12 protein-coding genes are annotated in these 16,913 nt (G+C 61.5%); 7 read left to right on the top strand and 5 right to left on the bottom strand.

Translation table 11 applies throughout. The annotated features are described in order from the left end of the window. Positions 1-48 precede the first annotated feature (48 nt). Together AC09SL_RS01760 and AC09SL_RS01755 are read left to right on the top strand one after the other, a co-directional pair. Positions 49-645: a PilZ domain-containing protein gene (locus tag AC09SL_RS01760; protein ID WP_058544119.1), complete on the top strand. Its 597-nt coding sequence runs from the start codon at positions 49-51 to the stop codon at positions 643-645. Next, a complete protein-coding gene (locus AC09SL_RS01755; RefSeq protein WP_058544120.1) occupies positions 642-1,364 on the top strand; it encodes a glycerophosphodiester phosphodiesterase in 723 nt (240 codons plus the stop codon). The genes AC09SL_RS01760 and AC09SL_RS01755 overlap by 4 nt, the downstream gene beginning before the upstream one ends. Positions 1,365-1,406: 42 nt before the next feature. Here the strand turns inward: AC09SL_RS01755 and sthA are convergent, their stop codons facing one another. Together sthA and AC09SL_RS01745 are read right to left on the bottom strand one after the other, a co-directional pair. After that, entirely contained in the window at positions 1,407-2,801 is a 1,395-nt protein-coding gene (gene sthA / locus AC09SL_RS01750; RefSeq protein WP_058544121.1) for a Si-specific NAD(P)(+) transhydrogenase, read from the bottom strand. A 211-nt stretch (positions 2,802-3,012) separates the two neighbouring features. Continuing rightward, entirely contained in the window at positions 3,013-4,002 is a 990-nt protein-coding gene (locus tag AC09SL_RS01745; protein WP_058544122.1) for an FAD:protein FMN transferase, read from the bottom strand. Positions 4,003-4,296: 294 nt separating this feature from the next. On the opposite strand from AC09SL_RS01745, the gene tcuC reads away from it, so the two are divergent. Continuing rightward, positions 4,297-5,595, top strand: a complete 1,299-nt coding sequence (gene tcuC, locus AC09SL_RS01740; protein WP_058544123.1) for an MFS transporter — start codon at positions 4,297-4,299, stop codon at positions 5,593-5,595. 105 nt (positions 5,596-5,700) lie between these two features. On the opposite strand, the gene AC09SL_RS01735 is transcribed toward tcuC, so the two are convergent. Then, positions 5,701-7,164: a glyceraldehyde-3-phosphate dehydrogenase gene (locus AC09SL_RS01735; protein ID WP_058544124.1), complete on the bottom strand. Its 1,464-nt coding sequence runs from the start codon at positions 7,162-7,164 to the stop codon at positions 5,701-5,703. Positions 7,165-7,332: 168 nt separating this feature from the next. On the opposite strand from AC09SL_RS01735, the gene mfd reads away from it, so the two are divergent. From mfd to AC09SL_RS01720, 3 genes are read left to right on the top strand one after another with little or no spacing between them, the layout of a single operon-like run. Then, positions 7,333-10,782 carry a transcription-repair coupling factor gene (gene mfd / locus AC09SL_RS01730; protein ID WP_064106771.1) on the top strand — a complete coding sequence of 1,150 codons (3,450 nt, stop codon included), beginning with the start codon at positions 7,333-7,335 and terminating at the stop codon, positions 10,780-10,782. A gap of 10 nt (positions 10,783-10,792) precedes the next feature. Then, on the top strand, positions 10,793-11,359 hold the full coding sequence (locus AC09SL_RS01725; protein ID WP_058544638.1) for a CsiV family protein: 567 nt from the start codon (positions 10,793-10,795) through the stop codon (positions 11,357-11,359). Positions 11,360-11,370: 11 nt separating this feature from the next. After that, positions 11,371-14,064, top strand: coding sequence for a DEAD/DEAH box helicase (locus tag AC09SL_RS01720; protein WP_058544637.1), 2,694 nt, complete (start codon positions 11,371-11,373; stop codon positions 14,062-14,064). 103 nt (positions 14,065-14,167) lie between these two features. On the opposite strand, the gene nagZ is transcribed toward AC09SL_RS01720, so the two are convergent. Further along, positions 14,168-15,166 (bottom strand): beta-N-acetylhexosaminidase, encoded by a 999-nt coding sequence (nagZ, locus tag AC09SL_RS01715; protein ID WP_175359753.1) that lies wholly within the window; start codon positions 15,164-15,166, stop codon positions 14,168-14,170. A gap of 183 nt (positions 15,167-15,349) precedes the next feature. Then, on the bottom strand, positions 15,350-16,057 hold the full coding sequence (locus AC09SL_RS01710) for a TetR/AcrR family transcriptional regulator (RefSeq protein WP_013692622.1): 708 nt from the start codon (positions 16,055-16,057) through the stop codon (positions 15,350-15,352). Between the two features lie 241 nt (positions 16,058-16,298). On the opposite strand from AC09SL_RS01710, the gene lexA reads away from it, so the two are divergent. Beyond that, positions 16,299-16,907, top strand: coding sequence for a transcriptional repressor LexA (gene lexA / locus AC09SL_RS01705; RefSeq protein WP_003199651.1), 609 nt, complete (start codon positions 16,299-16,301; stop codon positions 16,905-16,907). Positions 16,908-16,913: the final 6 nt, after the last annotated feature.

Genomic DNA, 16,913 nt, shown 5'->3' with positions numbered 1-16,913 from the left:
CACAAACCAGCTTTACACTCAGACCACCGCCGCTACCATGGGTTCGCCATGTCGACATTAGATGAAGAAGATCGCCGCGAATACTACCGTATCGAGGACACGATCGCACTGGAAATTCGGCCCCTGTCCATTCCTGAAGCTGCTGGCCAGGATGTGTTGCAGGATGCATCTCCATTGTTCAATCTGCTCAGTGAATTGCACCTGAGCGAATTCGAGTCACAGCACCTGCTGCGCCAGATCAGCGAGCGCGAACGCAGCATCGTGGCGTATCTCAAGGCAATGAACAAACGCATCGACCTGCTCAGCCAGGTCATTGCCCTGACGGTGCTCGGCGAAATCGGCGAACCGCAGCCGGTGATCATTTCCGAAGGCGGCGTCGACTTCCAACACCCTACGCCGATCGCGGTCGGCAGCCACTTGTCAATCAAACTGGTGCTGATGCCCCAGGCCCTCGGCCTGTTGCTTCGCGCGCGGGTCACCCACTGCGACCCCAAGGGCGACGGCTACGACGTGGGCACCGAGTTCGAACGCCCAACCGACGCCCAGCGCCAGTTGCTGGCCCGCTACATCCTGCAGAAACAGGCGCAAGAGCGGCGCCTGGCCCGGGAACAGAACGAATCAGGTATCGATAAGGAAGAACCGTGACCCTCATTTATGGCCACCGCGGCGCCAAGGGCGAAGCGCCGGAAAATACCCTGACCGGTTTTCAGGAGTGCCTCAAGCACGGCGTACGCCGTTGCGAGCTGGACTTGCACCTGTCCATGGACGGCGAGTTGATGGTGATCCACGACCCGACCCTCAAGCGCACCACGGACCGACGCGGCAAGGTGGTGGAGCATTCCGCCGCCGAGTTGGTGACCTACGATGCGCGCAAGGGTGGCCCGGGCTGGATCAAGCCGTGCCCGATCCCACGCTTGGAGGAGCTGTTCGAGAAGTGTGATTTCGAGCACTGGCAACTGGAAGTCAAGAGCGCCTCGCGCACCCGCGCCGCCGCCACGGTGCTGGGCATCCGCGAAATGGCCCAGCGTTTCGGGCTACTGGACAAGATCACCATCACGTCCAGTTCCCGGGAAGTGCTCAAGGCCGCCCTGGACCTGACCCCGGATATCTCCCGCGGGCTGGTGGCCGAATACGCCTGGCTCGATCCGTTGAAGGTCGCCCAGAGTTACGGCTGCGAGATTCTGGCGCTGAACTGGACCCTGTGCACGCCGGAACGCCTGATCAAGGCGCAGCGACAGGGGCTGCATGTGTCGGTGTGGACCGTCAACGAGCCCGCGCTGATGCGCAGGCTCGCCGACTTTGGCGCTGACAGCCTGATTACAGACTTTCCCGGTTTGGCCACCGCCACGCTCGAGAATGGCTGAAATCGGTCTCCCCGGCCGGCTCAGGCCACCGGCCGGAGCCGCTCAAAAAAGCCGGTTGAGCCCGTCATAGGCCGCTACCCGATAGGCTTCTGCCATGGTCGGGTAGTTGAACGTGGTGTTGACGAAGTACTTCAACGTATTCAGTTCGCCCGGCTGGTTCATGATCGCCTGGCCGATGTGCACGATCTCCGACGCCTGGTAGCCAAAGCAGTGCACGCCCAGCACTTCCAGGGTCTCGCGGTGGAACAGGATCTTCAGCATGCCTTGCGGCTCGCCGGCGATCTGCGCCCGCGCCATGCCCTTGAAGAAGGCCTTGCCCACTTCGTACGGCACCTTGGCCTGGGTCAGCTCCTGCTCGTTCTTGCCGATCGAGCTGATCTCCGGAATGGTGTAGATGCCGGTCGGCACGTCGTTGACGAAGCGCCAGCTGCCGTTGTCGACAATGCTGCCGGCGGCCGAACGGCCCTGGTCGTGGGCGGCACTGGCCAGGCTCGGCCAGCCGATCACATCACCGGCGCCGTAGATGTTCGTCACGCAAGTACGGTAGTTCTCGTCGACTTCGATCTGACCGCGGCTGTTGACCTTCACGCCGATGTTTTCCAGGCCCAGGGTGTCGGTGTTGCCGGTACGGCCGTTGCACCAGAGCAAGGCGTCGGCCTTGATCTTCTTGCCGGACTTGAGGTGCAGGATCACGCCATTGTCGACGCCTTCGACGCGGTCGTAGTCTTCGTTGTGGCGCACGGTGATGTTGTTGTTGCTGAAGTGATAGCTCAGGGCCTGGGAGATTTCCGAATCCAGGAAGCTCAGCAACTGGCCACGGTTATCCACCAGTTCCACCAGCACACCCAGGCCGCTGAAGATCGAGGCGTATTCGCAACCGATCACGCCGGCGCCATAGACGATGAGTTTACGCGGGGTGTGACCCAGGCTCAGGATGGTGTCGCTGTCGTAGATACGCGCATGATTGAAATCGATATCGGCCGGACGATACGGGCGCGAACCGGTGGCGATGATGATGTGCTTGGCCACCAGCTTCTCGACCACGCCATTGCCGCAGACCACTTCGACGGTCTGCTCGTCGGCAAAGCTGCCGGTGCCGAAGAACACATCAACGCGATTACGGGCGTAGTAGCCGGTGCGCGAGGCCACCTGCTTGGAGATCACCTTCTCGGCGCTCTTGAGCACGTCCGGGAAGGAGAACCAGCGCGGCTCGCCGATGGCCCGGAACATCGGGTTGGTGTTGAACTGCATGATCTGCCGGACCGAGTGACGCAAGGCCTTGGACGGGATGGTACCCAAGTGGGTGCAGTTGCCGCCGACCTGCCGACGGCTGTCGACCATCGCCACCTTGCGCCCTGCCTTGGCCGCGTTCATTGCCGCGCCTTCCCCCGCTGGGCCAGAGCCCAGTACCACCACGTCGTAGTTGTAGACAGCCATGCGTACTCCTCAGAACAGGCCGTGGCGCCTCACTTGGCACCGACGGCTAAATCATGCCGGCCTGCGGCATGAAGGAACAATTTGGGGCCGGTTCACGAGCCCGGCCACAGTCTATAGAAGCGTCAACGCCGCGCACATTACCCCTTGGTCGCGTCGTAGGCTAGTTTTGCCTGTGCTATTTCGCCACAGGTATGCTTTCACAGCGCTGTCATCATTGGGTTTTTCCGCCAGTCATCCGTTCAAATGCTTCATTGGTGCGAACGACGAACCGCTCCCCCTCCCGCAACACGAAAAATACCCCGACATCATGTTTCTGGGCATAGTCCCAACCCCGTTCAGGCCCCAGAATCAGCAACAGCGTCGATAGTCCATCGGCCATCAACACCGAAGGATGAATCACCGTGACTGACGCCAGGTTATGTAGGACCGGCGTGCCGGTGCGGGCGTCAAACGTGTGGGAATAACGCCTGCCGCCCTGTTCGAAATATTTACGGTAGTCGCCCGAGGTGGAAACCCCGTAGCCGTTGACCTCGATGACACGCTCGGCCACTTGCCGGTCGTCCCGGGGCTCTTCCAAGGCGATACGCCAGGCCGAACCATCTGGCTTGCGCCCCGCAGCCTTGAGTTCACCGGTAGCTTCGGCCAGGTAACTGTCGATGCCCAGTGCCTGGAGCCGGGCGGCGATGCGGTCGACGGCATAGCCTGCAGCGATGCTGTTGAAGTCGACTTCCACCGCGGCGTCCTTGCACAACCGATCGCCCTCGATGCGCAAATGACCATGACCGACGCGTTGCCGCATCAGGGCCAAAGCTTCTGCAGTCGGCACTTTCTCTTCTCGGGACTGGGGCCCGAAGCCCCACAGGTTCAGCAGCGGCTCCACGGTCAGGTCAAACGAGCCGTCGCCTTGAACCGACAACCGCTCACCTACGCGAACCAACTCCAGGACCGGGCCAGGCATGACCTGACAGCTGTTGGCCGGCAGCGCATTGAAACGCTCGATGTCCGAGTCGCTGCGATAGGTCGAGAGTTGCCGATCCACTTCGGCAAGGATGCTTTCCACTTCGGCCTGCACCGTTTTCGCAGCGGGCCCGGCGGAATGTCTGACGTATTGAATCGAATAGTGGCTGCCCATGGTCGGGCCGTCGAAGCGCTCCAGGGTGTCGCCGTTGCCGCAACCCGACAACACACCGGCCAGCACCATAAGCCCAATCCATCGTCCAGTTAACAAATCTTCATCCCCCCTCAAAACCGCGCCCGCCATTATGAACGCCAGCGCACGCAAAAAACCCTGTGGGAGCCAGCCAATGGAGCCCTGTGGGAGCAAAGCTTGCTCGCGATCCAGGCGATACGGTTCAACTGCAAGACCGAGTCATCGTTCATCGCGAGCAAGCTTTGCTCCCACAGATTCCAAGGTTCCAAGGTTCCAAGGTTCCAGCAAGCCTCCCACAGGGGTGCAGCATCTTCATACAAGATTTACCAGAACGAGTAGCTACCCATGTCTTCCCAAACGAGCAACGGCAAGGCGATTTTTCGCGTTGTCAGCGGCAACTTCCTGGAGATGTTCGACTTCATGGTCTATGGCTTCTACGCCACGGCCATCGCCAAGACGTTCTTTCCTGCCGACAGCGCTTTCGCCTCGCTGATGCTGTCCCTGGCCACGTTTGGTGCCGGGTTCCTGATGCGTCCCCTCGGGGCGATTTTTCTCGGTGCCTACATCGACCGCCACGGTCGTCGCCAAGGCTTGATCATCACGCTGGCGATGATGGCCATGGGCACGATACTGATCGCCTGCGTGCCGGGCTACGCCGTCCTGGGCGTGGCGGCTCCCTTGCTGGTGCTGCTCGGTCGTTTGCTGCAAGGCTTCTCCGCGGGCGTGGAACTGGGCGGCGTGTCGGTTTACCTGGCGGAAATCTCCACACCGGGGCGCAAGGGTTTCTTTGTCAGTTGGCAATCCGCCAGCCAACAGGCTGCCGTGGTGTTTGCCGGCCTGCTGGGGGTGGGCCTCAATCACTGGCTGAGCCCCCAGGAAATGGGCGACTGGGGCTGGCGCGTACCGTTCCTGGTGGGGTGCATGATTGTGCCGGCGATATTCGTGATCCGTCGCTCATTGGAGGAAACACCCGAGTTCCAAGCAAGGAAACATCGTCCCAGTCTGTCGGACATTGTCCGCTCCATCGGTCAGAACTTCGGCATTGTCTTGGCCGGTATGGCGCTGGTGGTGATGACCACCGTGTCGTTCTACCTGATCACCGCTTACACACCAACCTTCGGCAAGGCCGAGCTGAACCTCTCGGACCTCGATGCGCTGCTGGTCACGGTGTGCATCGGTTTGTCGAATTTCTTCTGGCTGCCCGTGATGGGGGCGTTTTCCGACAAGATCGGACGCAAACCCCTGCTGCTCGGTGCGACTGTCCTGGCGATCCTCACCGCCTATCCAGCGCTGTCCTGGTTGGTGGCGAATCCCAGCTTCAGCCATTTGCTGATCGTCGAGCTGTGGTTGTCGTTCCTGTATGGATCGTACAACGGTGCAATGGTCGTGGCCTTGACGGAAATCATGCCGATCGAGGTGCGCACCACCGGTTTCTCCCTGGCCTACAGCCTGGCGACAGCGACGTTCGGCGGGTTTACCCCGGCGGCTTGTACCTATCTGATTCATGTATTGGATAACAAGGCCGCGCCGGGGATCTGGCTCAGTGGCGCGGCCATATTGGGGTTGATTGCTACCTTGGTGTTGTTCAAGGGTAATCGTCATGAACTGCGGACTGCGCAAGCTTCGATGGTGAGCGGCGCCTGATAGATTGCCTTCGTCGGATCGCCGCCCGGAGCAAGCCCAGGCAGCACAAACTCCAGATACAAAAACGCCCCGACAAGTCGGGGCGTTTTCATAAGCAGCTAAGGCTTAGCGCGGGAATGCAGGCGGGTTTACACCGGCCATGTCTTCCATCACGCGAACCACCTGGCAGCTGTAACCGAACTCGTTGTCGTACCAGACGTACAGGACAACGCGGTTGTCTTGGCAGATGGTTGCTTCAGCATCCACTACACCGGCGTGGCGCGAGCCCACGAAGTCGGTGGACACCACTTCCTGCGAGTTAACGAAGTCGATCTGCTTGTGCAGGTCGGAATGCAGCGCCATGTAGCGCAGGTACTCGTTCATCTCTTCGCGAGTGGCGGCTTTCTCAAGGTTCAGGTTGAGGATGGCCATCGACACGTTTGGCGTCGGCACACGGATCGCGTTGCCGGTCAGCTTGCCAGCCAGCTCAGGCAGGGCCTTGGCAGCGGCGGTGGCAGCACCGGTCTCGGTAATGACCATGTTCAGCGCGGCGCTGCGGCCACGGCGGTCGCCCTTGTGGAAGTTGTCGATCAGGTTCTGGTCGTTGGTGTACGAGTGAACGGTTTCGACGTGACCGTTGATGATGCCGAACTTGTCGTTCACGGCCTTGAGCACCGGCACGATGGCGTTGGTGGTGCAAGAAGCGGCGGAGATGATCTTGTCGTCAGCGGTGATTTCGCCGTGGTTGATGCCGTGAACGATGTTCTTCAGCTTGCCCTTGCCAGGCGCAGTCAGCACGACGCGGTCGATGCCCGGGCAGGCCAGGTGCTGGCCCAGGCCCTCGGCATCACGCCATACACCGGTGTTGTCCACCAGCAGCGCGTCTTTGATGCCGTACTGGGTGTAGTCCACCTCGGTCGGGTTCTTCGCGTAGATCACCTGGATCAGGTTGCCGTTGGCGAGAATGGTGTTGTTTTCTTCATCGATGATGATGGTGCCGTTGAACGAACCATGGACCGAATCACGACGCAGCAGGCTGGCGCGCTTGGTCAGATCGTTCTCGGCGCCCTTGCGCACCACGATGGCACGCAGGCGCAAGCCATCGCCGCCACCGGTTTTTTCGATCAGGATGCGCGCCAGCAGACGGCCGATACGACCGAAGCCGTACAGGACCACGTCAGTGCCTTTGCGAGGCGAAGCGTTCTGTTGGCCAACCACATCAGCCATCTCTTCACGGACGAACTGCTCGGCGCTACGGCCATTGCCTTCGTTGCGGAATTTGAATGCCAGTTTGCCCAGGTCCACCGAAGCCGCGCCGAGCTTGAGCTCGCTCATGGCTTTGAGCAGGGGGAATGTTTCGTGGACGGAGAGTTCGCTGTCGTCGGAAGAACGGTGGCGAGCAAAGCGGTGGGCTTTGAGGATCGCGATGACAGACTGGTTGATCAGGCTGCGGCCATAGATCGAGCTCACCACGTTGTTATTGCGGTAGAGCTGACCGATGAGAGGGATCATCGCTTCTGCGAGAGCTTCACGATCAATCCATTCACCAAGACACTGGTCGGGCTTCTGAGTCACGGTAACCTTCCACATGTAGGGGCTGAAAAAAGGGGCTACATTATGCCGCCGAGTCCTCGGCGGAGCAATGCGCGCCTGTCGCACCGTGGTTTTCCTGTCGGCCTGGGTAGTCTGCAACTGACAGCAGCCCCCTTCCCCCGCTACAATTGTCGACTTTGTCGCAACGCTGGAGCTCAACCTTCCGTGCCCGTTCTGCGTCTTCCGCTTCTCCCTGCCGCGGCAGGTAAACAGCACTGGGGCAACCTGCCCGGTGCCGCCCTGAGCCTGGCCATCGCCGAGGCTGCCAGCGCTGCAAAGCGCTTCACCCTGCTGCTGACCGCCGACAGCCAAAGCGCCGAGCGGCTGGAACAGGAGCTGAGTTTCTTCGCTCCGGATTTGCCGGTCTTGCATTTTCCGGACTGGGAAACCCTGCCCTACGATCTGTTTTCGCCGCACCAGGACATCATTTCCCAGCGAATCGCCAGCCTTTATCGGCTACCGGAGCTCAGTCATGGCGTTTTGGTAGTGCCGATCACCACGGCCCTACATCGCCTGGCACCGACCCAATTCCTGCTTGGCAGCAGCCTGGTGCTGGACATCGGCCAGAAGCTCGATGTCGAGCAAATGCGCACCCGCCTTGAGGCCAGCGGCTATCGCTGTGTCGACACCGTTTACGAACACGGCGAGTTCGCGGTACGCGGCGCATTGATCGACCTGTTCCCGATGGGCAGCAAACTGCCGTATCGCATCGACCTGTTCGATGACGAAATCGAAACCCTGCGCACCTTCGACCCGGAAAACCAGCGCTCCATCGACAAAGTGCAGTCGATCCGCCTGTTGCCGGCCAAGGAGTTCCCGCTGCAGAAAGACGCCGTGACCCGCTTCAAGGCCCGCTTTCGCGAGCGCTTCGATGTGGATTTCCGGCGCTGCCCGATCTTCCAGGACCTGAGCAGCGGGATCACCCCCGCCGGCATCGAGTACTACCTGCCGCTGTTTTTCGAAGAAACCTCCACCCTGTTCGACTACCTGCCCCAGGACACCCAGGTGTTTTCCCTGCCGGGCATTGAGCAGGCGGCGGAAAACTTCTGGAACGACGTGCGCAACCGCTACGAAGAGCGTCGCGTCGATCCTTCCCGTCCTTTATTACCTCCGGCCGAACTGTTCCTGCCGGTGGAAGACTGCTTTGCCCGCCTCAAGGGCTGGCCACGAGTGGTGGCCAGCCAGCAAGACGTGGAAACCGGCGTCGGCCGTGAACGTTTCCCGGCCAAGGCGTTGCCGGACCTGGCCATCGAAGCCAAGGCCACGCAGCCCCTGGCGGCGCTGGCAGGCTTTCTCGATGCATTTCCCGGCCGCGTGCTGTTCACCGCTGAATCCGCAGGTCGTCGCGAAGTGCTGTTGGAGCTGCTTGAGCGCCTGAAGCTGCGACCGAAGACGGTGGACAGCTGGCCGGACTTCGTCGCCGGCAAGGATCGCCTGGCGATTACCATCGCGCCACTGAACGACGGGCTGGTCCTGGATGACCCGGCCCTGGCACTGGTGGCCGAAAGTCCTTTGTTCGGCCAGCGCGTCATGCAGCGCCGTCGTCGCGAGAAACGCGCCGACGCCGCCAACGACGCGGTCATCAAGAACCTCACCGAACTGCGCGAAGGCGCGCCCGTGGTGCACATCGACCACGGCGTGGGCCGCTACCTGGGCCTGGCGACACTGGAAATCGACAACCAGGCCGCCGAGTTCCTGACCCTCGAATACGCCGAGGGTGCCAAGCTCTATGTACCGGTGGCGAACCTGCACCTGATCGCCCGCTACACCGGCAGCGACGACGCCCTGGCCCCGCTGCATCGCCTGGGTTCGGAAACCTGGCAGAAAGCCAAGCGCAAGGCGGCCGAACAGGTGCGCGACGTGGCCGCCGAGCTGCTGGACATCTACGCCCGTCGTGCGGCCCGCGAGGGCTATGCCTTCGCCGATCCGAAAGCCGACTACGAAACCTTCAGCGCCGGTTTCCCGTTCGAAGAAACCGTCGACCAGCAGACCACCATCGAAGCCGTGCGCGCCGACATGCTCGCACCCAAGCCGATGGACCGGCTGGTGTGTGGCGACGTGGGCTTCGGCAAGACCGAAGTGGCGATGCGCGCCGCGTTCATTGCCGTGCACGGTGGCAAGCAGGTAGCGATCCTGGTGCCGACCACCCTGCTCGCCCAGCAGCACTACAACAGTTTCCGCGACCGTTTTGCCGACTGGCCGGTGACCGTGGAAGTGATGAGCCGTTTCAAATCCACCAAGGAAGTGAACGCCGCCGTGGCCGACCTGGCCGAGGGCAAGATCGACATCGTCATCGGCACGCACAAGCTGCTGCAGGACGACGTGAAGTTCAAGAGCCTGGGGCTGGTGATCATCGACGAAGAGCACCGCTTTGGCGTGCGCCAGAAAGAACAGCTCAAGGCCCTGCGCAGCGAAGTCGACATCCTGACCCTGACCGCCACACCGATCCCGCGCACGTTGAACATGGCAGTGTCGGGCATGCGCGACCTGTCGATCATCGCCACGCCGCCGGCCCGTCGCCTGTCGGTGCGCACCTTCGTCATGGAACAGAACAAAAGTACGATCAAGGAAGCCTTGCTGCGCGAGCTGTTGCGTGGCGGCCAGGTCTATTACCTGCACAATGACGTGAAGACCATCGAGAAATGCGCCGCCGACCTGGCCGAGCTGGTGCCGGAAGCGCGTATCGGCATCGGCCACGGGCAGATGCGCGAACGCGAACTCGAACAGGTGATGAGCGACTTCTACCACAAGCGCTTCAACGTGCTGATCGCCTCGACCATCATCGAGACCGGCATCGACGTGCCGAGCGCCAACACCATCATCATCGAACGCGCCGACAAGTTCGGCCTGGCCCAGTTGCACCAGTTGCGCGGCCGGGTTGGTCGTAGCCACCACCAGGCCTACGCCTACCTGTTGACGCCACCGCGCCAGCAGATCACCCCGGATGCGGAAAAACGCCTGGAAGCCATCGCCAATACCCAGGATCTGGGCGCCGGCTTCGTACTGGCCACCAACGACCTGGAAATCCGCGGTGCCGGCGAATTGCTCGGCGACGGCCAGAGCGGCCAGATCCAGGCCGTTGGTTTCACCCTGTACATGGAAATGCTCGAACGCGCGGTCAAGTCGATCCGCAAGGGCGAACAACCGAACCTCGATCAACCCCTGGGCGGCGGGCCGGAAATCAACCTGCGGGTGCCGGCACTGATCCCGGAAGACTACCTGCCGGACGTCCACGCACGGCTGATCCTCTACAAACGCATCGCCTCGGCCAGCGACGAGGAAGGCCTCAAGGACCTGCAAGTGGAGATGATCGACCGCTTCGGCCTGCTGCCGGAACCGACCAAGAACCTGGTGCGCACGACGCTGCTCAAGCTCAAGGCCGAACAACTGGGCATCAAGAAAGTCGACGGCGGCCCCAACGGCGGCCGGATCGAGTTCGAGGCCCAGACCCCGGTCGATCCCCTGGTGCTGATCAAGTTGATCCAGGGCCAGCCCAAACGCTACAAGTTCGAAGGGGCCACGATGTTCAAATTCATGGTGCCCATGGAACGCGCGGAAGAGCGCTTCAATACCGTAGAGGCGCTGTTCGAGCGCCTCACTCCGACCACTGCTTGAAGGACGCCAAATGCGCCTGTTTCGCTCACTGACCTTGTTGATGACCCTGGTCGCTCCCCTGGCATTTGCCGACGACCTGTATCAGGTTGAAATGATCCTGGTGCGCCAGAACGCCGAGCCGGCGATTGCCAGCCGCGCCGCACCGGAAGACTGGGACGCCGGCGCGCAACGCCTGGGCGCGGACAGCCAGCGCACACCGGCCATGGGCAACATCGTCGAGAAACTCAACGCCAGCGGCCAATACACGGTATTGATGCACAAGGCCTGGCAGCAGACCCTCGGCGAGCAGGGGCGCAAAATCGCCATCAGCGACGGCGCCGAACAGTTCGGGCAGTTCCCCATCGAAGGCACCCTGGAACTGAAGCTGGGCCGTTTCACCGACGTGGATGCCGATTTCTGGATCAACCAGATCAACGCCAATGGCCTGGTCACCTCCAGTGAGCGCCTCAAGCAGCAGAGCCATACCAAAAATGGCCAACTGAACTTCCTCGACAACGGTCATCTTGGCCTGCTGATCAAGATCACCTCGTTGACCGCGCCCGCGCCACGGCAGGCACCTGAAGTCATTCCGGACTGATTGGCGCGCCTATGCCCTCGCCCCTGAGCAAACCCCTGGCACCTTCCTGGGTCAATCGATTCAAGGAACAGAGCCTGGAGCGCGGGCGCCGTTATGCGCTGGAAAACCGCGTCAGGATCGTCGAGGCCGGCGACAGCACCATCACCGCCAGTTGCGAAGGCTCTGGCGGTAACGTCTACCGTCAGACCATTCGCCTGAAGGAGTCAGCCAAGGGCACGCTGATCCTGCTCGAAGCCGCGTGCTCCTGCCCGGTGCGCATCAACTGCAAGCACTGCGCGGCCGTGTTGCTGCAAGTCCAGGAAACCCTGGCCTACCCGGCCGCCGAAAAAGACGCGCACCTGCTGGAGAAACTCCAGGCCGTGCTGGACAACCGCAGCCCCAAGGCCCCACCACAAGTGCTGGTGGACAACGTGCAACCGGTGCCGCGCCTATGGCTGGCCAGTGTCGAGTTCAGCGCCTTCGAGCCGCGCAACGGCAAGATGCAGCGCTACATCCAACACCGCGCCGCGCTGTCCTTCGGTTACCTGGACGAATACGTCAGCGGCCAGCGCAACACCGACGTGCTGATTCGCCAGGAAACCCAGACGCTGCGGATAAAACGCCAAACCGATGTGGAACAGTCCTACCGCGAACAGCTGCGAATCCTCGGCTTCAAGGTCGCGACCCGACAAAGCAAGGCCCTGCCGGAAAGCGCCGGCGAACTGTACGAGATGGTCAACGATAGTGCCTGGCTGACCTTCACCCTCAACGACCTGCCGAAACTGCGCACCCAAGGCTGGGAACTGCAGATCGACGAAGACTTCGGCTTCGACCTGACGGCAGTGGACGAGTGGTACGCCACGGTAGAGGAAACGCCGGAGCGAGACTGGTTCGACCTGGAACTGGGAATCATCGTCAACGGTGAGCGCCTGAGCCTGCTGCCGATCCTGCTGAACCTGATGCGCTCGCACATCGAACTGTTCAACCCGGAACGCCTGGCCAGGCGTCGGGACGACGAACTCATTCTGGTCAACCTGCCCAACCGCCCGAACTCGGAGTTCGGCCCGCAGCAGGTGGCCCTGCCCTATGGCCGGCTGAAACCGGTGCTGGCGACCCTGGGCGAATTTTACCTGCAAGAACCCGGCACCACCAAACTGCGCCTCAACAGCGCGGACGCCCTGCGCCTGAACCCGCTGCAGGACATGCCGTTGACCTGGGAAGGTGGCGAACACATTCGCGGCCTGGCCCAACGCCTGAGGGACATCAAGGATTACACCGCCACCGCGCCAGAAGGCCTGAACGCGACGCTGCGGCCCTATCAACTCGAAGGCTTGAGCTGGATGCAATCGCTCAGGCAGCTGGAAGTCGGCGGCATTCTCGCGGACGACATGGGCCTGGGCAAAACCCTACAGACCCTGGCGCATATTCTCAGCGAAAAAAACGCCGGACGCCTGGACCGACCGTGCATGGTGGTAATGCCCACCAGCCTGATCCCCAACTGGCTCGACGAGGCGGCTCACTTCACGCCGCAACTCAAGGTGCTGGCCCTGTATGGCGCCGGGCGCAAAAAGCATTTCGAACGACTGGCCGATTACGACCTGGTCCTCACCACCTATGCCCTGCTGCCCAAGGATGTCGAACGCCTGGCCGCGCAGCCATTGCACGTGCTGATTCTCGATGAAGCCCAGTACATCAAGAACCCCACCAGCAAAGCCGCCCAGGCCGCCCGCGAGCTCAACGCCCGCCAGCGGCTGTGCCTGTCCGGCACGCCCCTGGAAAATCACCTGGGGGAACTGTGGTCGTTGTTTCACTTCCTGTTGCCGGGCTGGCTCGGGGACGTCAAGAGTTTCAATCGCGATTACCGTGTACCGATCGAAAAGCGTGGCAGCGATGTACGACTGCAGCACCTCAACGGTCGGATAAAACCTTTCCTGCTGCGCAGGACCAAGGAGCAAGTGGCGACGGAGTTGCCACCCAAGACCGAGATCATCCATTGGGTCGAACTCAGCGACGCCCAGCGGGACGTCTACGAAACCATGCGCCTGGCGATGGACAAGAAGGTCCGCGACGAGATCACCCGCAAAGGCGTGGCCCGCAGCCAGATCATTATTCTCGAAGCACTGCTCAAGCTGCGCCAGGTGTGTTGCGACCTGCGCCTGATCAGCGACGCCACCCTGCCCGCTCGAGGCAGCACCTCGGGCAAGCTCGACAGCCTGATGGAAATGCTCGAAGAGCTGTTTGAAGAAGGTCGCCGGGTGCTGTTGTTTTCCCAATTCACGTCCATGTTGGCGCTGATTGAAGATGAACTGAAGAAACGCGGCGTCGATTATGCCCTCCTGACCGGCCAGACCCGGGACCGTCGCACGCCCGTCAAGGAATTCCAGAGCGGCAAGCGTCAGATCTTCCTGATCAGCCTGAAGGCCGGTGGTGTAGGCCTGAACCTGACCGAGGCCGACACGGTGATTCACTACGACCCGTGGTGGAACCCGGCCACCGAAAACCAGGCGACCGACCGGGCCTACCGCATCGGCCAGGAAAAGCCGGTGTTCGTCTACAAGCTGATTGCCCGAGGCACGGTGGAAGAGAAAATCCAGCTGCTGCAAAAGGAAAAATCCGACCTCGCGGCCGGGGTGCTGGACGGACGCGTAGCCGGAGACTGGAAATTGCAGAGCGATGATATTGAGGCGTTGTTCGCGCCGCTGCCGGACAAGCTGGAAAAGCGCTAACCCCCCAATCCTTGTGGGAGCCGAGCTTGCTTGCGATGGCGGAGGGTCAGATCGCGCCGATGTTGCTCCCACCTTGCTTCGAGATAGCGACCTTCAAAAGATGCTAATCAACCAGCTGGGCAGCCCTCAGCGCGCCAAGCGCCGCCAACCAGCGAGGGTCCTGGCGATACTCGGTGGAGGCAAAGGCCCGGCCACGCATGCGGGCGATCCGTGCCGAAGGCTTGACCTTCAGGCGCTGGGCAGCGCTCAAGGCCAACTCTGCAGCCGCGCGATCATTGCACACCAGGCCCATGTCGCAACCCGCCGTCAACGCCGCTTCGATACGACTGGCGGCATCACCGACCACATGAGCACCGGCCATCGACAGGTCATCACTGAAGATCACACCCTCAAATTGCAACTCGCCGCGCAGGATGTCCTGCAGCCAGCGGCGGGAAAACCCGGCTGGATTGGCGTCGACCTGCGGGTAGATGACATGGGCCGGCATGACGGCGGCCAGTTGCTTGCTCAGCCTGGCGAACGGCACCAGGTCATTGGCGCGAATCTGCTCGAGGCTGCGCTCATCGTTCGGAATCGCCACGTGGGAATCGGCCTCGGCCCAGCCATGCCCCGGGAAATGCTTGCCAGTGGCGGCCATCCCGGCGGCGCTCATGCCGCGGATGAAGGCACCGGCCAATAACGCAGCGCGCTCGGGATCGCCTTCGAAGGAACGACTGCCGACGACGGCGCTGCGCTGGTAATCGAGGTCCAGCACCGGGGCAAAACTCAAGTCGAGGCCGACCGCCAGCACTTCGGTAGCCATGATCCAGCCACACTGCTCGGCCAGGTATTCGGCATTCGGGTTATCGGCTATCGCCCGCATCGCCGGCAGCCGCACAAAACCCTGGCGCAGCCGCTGAACACGACCACCTTCCTGATCCACCGCCAATAAAAGGTCGGGGCGGATGGCGCGGATCGATGCGCTCAACTCGCGCACCTGACGTGGATGCTCGATATTGCGGGCAAAGATGATCAGGCCGCCTACTTCAGGCTGGCGCAACAGGTGGCGATCTTCGGCCGTCAGCCAGGTACCGGCGACGTCCACCATCAACGAGCCTTGCAGGCCAGCAGTCATAGCATTTCCTTGATAATGATGAACCCGTGCGGTAACACAGGCACGACCACACCGCTGGGCCCAAGGCCCGGCAGGTTGCGGTCATGCAATGAAAAATGGAACGGGTTCGAAACGAGAGTCGGCATGGGCGGCTAGCTTAGCGGATGTAGGCCGCCGCGCCCACCCGTGCACTTACGCCTTGGCCAGCGCCGGCGTTGATTTACTGCGCGGACGCAGTTGCGCGGCAGCCATGGCTTCATCGGTGACGCCACTTTCGGCACGCATGCCCGCTGCCAGGAACGGCACCATCAGGCGCATCACCTGCTCGATGGACGTGTTCACGCCAAAATCGGTTTCAGCAATGGCGCGCAGCGCCTTGATACCGGACATGCTGAACGCCGCGGCGCCGAGCATGAAGTGCACCCGCCAGAACAGCTCGATGGGTGGAATACGCGGTGCGGCCTCATTGACCAGCAGCATGTAGCGACGGAAAACCTTGCCGTACATGTCTTCCAGATAACGTCGCAGGTGGCCCTGGCTCTGGCTGAAGGCAAGGCCCAACAGGCGCATGAAAATGGACAGGTCGTTGCCGCTGCGCGGTTGCACGACAAGGGCTTGCTCGACCAGGATTTCCAGCAGCTCTTCCAGGGTCGGCTTGACGTCAGGCTTGGCCTGGCGCCGTTCCAGCTCGCGATCGAGGCTGAGGCAGAAAGGCCCGAGGAACCGCGAGAATACCGCCTGGATCAGGGCCTTTTTCGAGCCGAAGTGATAGTTCACCGCCGCCAGGTTCACCCCGGCCTTGCTGGTGATCAGACGCAACGAGGTTTCAGCGAAACCTTTTTCCGCGAACAACTGCTCGGCAGCATCGAGAATGCGTTCAACGGTTTCCGACTGGGCCATGGTTACTCCGCCTGACAAACACTTGTTTGAAACATACGTTTCAGCCTAGGGGTTGTCAAGCCTGCCGGGGCGTTTTGCGAACGCCCGGTCACGTATTTAACCACACCTTTTCACGGGTGGTAGCCATGTCGTATCCAACAGCCCGACCGACCGTCCAGCGGCCGATGAAAAAAGGAGGATTGCCAAGCGGCGTCCACTGTATATAATCCCAGTCACTGTATAAAAAGACAGAGCGATCAATATGCTAAAGCTGACGCCACGCCAAGCAGAGATTCTGGCCTTCATCAAACGCTGCCTCGAAGACAACGGCTACCCGCCGACCCGTGCGGAAATCGCCCAGGAACTGGGTTTCAAGTCGCCCAACGCGGCTGAAGAACACCTCAAGGCGCTGGCGCGCAAGGGCGCGATCGAAATGACTCCGGGCGCATCCCGTGGCATTCGTATTCCCGGCTTCGAAGCCAAGGCCGACGAAACCACCCTGCCGATCATCGGCCGGGTAGCGGCAGGCGCACCGATCCTGGCCCAGCAGCATGTCGAGGAATCCTGCAACATCAACCCTTCGTTCTTCCATCCTCGGGCCGATTACCTGCTTCGTGTACACGGCATGAGCATGAAGGACATCGGCATCTTCGACGGTGACCTCCTGGCCGTGCACACCACCCGCGAAGCCCGCAATGGCCAGATCGTGGTGGCGCGAATCGGCGACGAGGTGACCGTCAAGCGCTTCAAGCGCGACGGCAGCAAGGTCTGGCTCATCGCCGAAAACCCGGAGTTCGCGCCCATCGAAGTGAACCTGAAAGATCAGGACCTGGTCATCGAAGGCTTGAGTGTCGGCGTCATTCGCCGCTAAAGGAGG

Source organism: Pseudomonas sp. PF05, from assembly GCF_056521845.1.
Note: the sequence above shows the minus strand (reverse complement) of the source record. Positions and strands in the feature narration are given on the sequence as shown.